The 1614-nt window shown below is 67.5% G+C and carries 1 protein-coding gene; it reads right to left on the reverse strand.

Annotated elements, in window-relative coordinates; translation table 11 throughout:
• Positions 1 to 1614 (reverse strand): efflux RND transporter permease subunit (locus RMO40_RS22300; RefSeq protein ID WP_309725796.1); only part of this gene is annotated, 1614 nt, incomplete at both ends.

Here is a 1614-nt window from a genome sequence, read left to right on the forward strand (position 1 = left end):
CAGGCGTCGAGCACCGCGTCCCAACGGTTCAGGCCGTGGTCGCGGCGCGCCAGGATGATGTAGTCGACCAGCAGGATCGAGTTCTTGGTAGAGATGCCCATCAGCATGATCAAGCCGATCATGCTGGGCATGCTCAGTGCCGTCTGCGTGATGAACAGGGCCAGGAACGCGCCGGGGACCGACAGCACCAGCGCGCCGAGGATCGTCACCGGCTGCACGAAGTCCTTGAACAGCAGCACCAGCACGACGTAGATGCACAGCACGCCGGTGAGCATGGCGAGACCAAAGCTCGCGAAGAGATCGGCCATGGCTTCGGCGTCACCCACCGAGGTCTGGATCACGCCGCTCGGCAGGTTCTTCAGGCTCGGCAGCGCGAGGGCGGCGGCTTCCACCGCGCCCAGCGGCTGCTGGTTCAACTCGATCTCGAAATTGATGTTGCGCAGCCGGTCGTAGCGCGCGATCTCGGCCGGGCCACTCGCGATCTCGAGCGTGGCCACGTTGGACAAGGGCACCGGCCCGCGTGCGCCCGGCACGGGCAGGCGCGACAGCACCTCGATGTCCTGCCGGCCGTTGTCGGCGAGTTTCACCACCACCGGCACCTGGCGCTGGCTCAGGTTCATCTTGGCGAGGCCCTGGTCGTAGTCACCGGCGGTCGCGATGCGCAGCGTGTCGGCGATGGCGGCCGAGGTGACGCCCAGGTCGGCGGCGCGCGCAAAGTCGGGCCGCACGATCAGCTCGGGGCGCACCAGGCTCGCGGTGGAGGTCACCGCGCCGATGTTCGGGATGGTGCGCAACTCGCGCTCCACTTGCGCGGCGTGCTCGGCCAGCACCCGGCCGTCTTCACCGGCCAGTACCAGCACGTACTTCTCGCTCGACGCACCCAGGCCGACCTTGACGCGCGCACCGGGAAGCGCTTCGAGTGCCACACGCAGCTGGCCTTCGATGTCTTGTTTGCTGGTGCCGCGGCGGTCGTCGCGGTGGGTCATGTTGATGGTGAGCACCGCCTTGCGCACCTCGGCCGCACCTTGCGCCGCAAACGGGTCGGCGCCGGCGTTGCCGCCGCCGATGGCGGTGTAGACCAGCTTCACGTGCTGGTGGGCCTGCACGATCTGGCGCGCCTGCTCCGCCAGGGTGTTGGTTTCCTTGAAGGTGCTGCCCGGCGGCAGCGTCACCGTCACCTGGGTTTGCGACAGGTCATCGGGCGGAATGAAGCCGGTGGCCAACAGCGGCACCAGCGCGAAAGAGCCGAAGAAGAACACCGCTGTGCCGACCAGCGTCCACACGCGGTGCTTCAAGCACCAGCGCGCCCAGACCATGTAGAGGCTCAACCAGCGTGCTTCCTTGTGTTCGCGTTTGGGCGGCTTCAGGATGTAGGCCGCCATCATCGGCGTGAGCATGCGCGCCACCACCAGCGAGAAGAACACCGCGATCGCCGCGGTCCAGCCGAACTGCACAAAAAACTTGCCCGGCACGCCGCCCATGAAAGCGGTCGGCAGGAACACGGCAATCAGCGTGAAGGTGGTGGCGATCACCGCCAGGCCGATCTCGTCGGCGGCGTCGGTCGCCGCTTCGATCGGCGTTTTCCTCGAGGCGCCGGCTTCGCCGTCGCGGCCC

The sequence above is a fragment of the Rhizobacter sp. genome (assembly GCF_031412075.1).
In the GTDB taxonomy this organism is placed as follows: domain Bacteria; phylum Pseudomonadota; class Gammaproteobacteria; order Burkholderiales; family Burkholderiaceae_C; genus Rhizobacter.